The following is a 382-nucleotide window of genomic DNA, read 5'->3' as shown; positions in this document are numbered from 1 at the left end:
CGAACACGGAGACTGGCACGCGGCCGCCCAGCGCCACCTGCTCAACCGGTTCCTCGGCCAACTCCACCACTGTCTTCAGACGCGGCAGCATTTCGACGAACAGCGCGCTTTCGCACCGCTCCTTCCAGTGCCTGCATGAGCCCCGAACCCGCCCGGCTCCGCCAACGAGAACAACAGCACTTCGACGGAGCCACACTGTCGAGCGCGAACTCAATCAGAGGTGACCGGGGCCCGCAGGCCGAGCCACTGATCGGCGTCCCAGGCCCGGAACCGCTCCGCTTCGGTGAACCCCAGCTTTGCCGCGAGGCGCATCGAACGGATGTTGGCGGTCTGAGTGGCGAGCACCACTGGCTCACCCGGAAGGACGTCTTCGAGCCAGCCC

Annotated in this window: 2 pseudogenes; one reads left to right on the top strand and one right to left on the bottom strand. The window is 66.8% G+C overall.

Features of this window, described 5'->3' with window-relative positions:
* A pseudogene (locus tag RM812_RS42775) lies at positions 1–139 on the top strand (IS110 family transposase); the annotation flags it as partial.
* Between the two features lie 71 nt (positions 140–210).
* On the opposite strand, the pseudogene RM812_RS42770 reads toward RM812_RS42775, so the two are convergent.
* Positions 211–382, bottom strand: a pseudogene (locus RM812_RS42770) (GNAT family N-acetyltransferase); the annotation flags it as partial.

The sequence above is a fragment of the Streptomyces lancefieldiae genome, assembly GCF_031845825.1.
GTDB classification, from domain to species: Bacteria; Actinomycetota; Actinomycetes; order Streptomycetales; family Streptomycetaceae; genus Streptomyces; species Streptomyces lancefieldiae.
The sequence above is the reverse complement of the archived record's forward strand: the minus strand, read 5'-3'. Positions and strand labels throughout refer to the sequence as shown.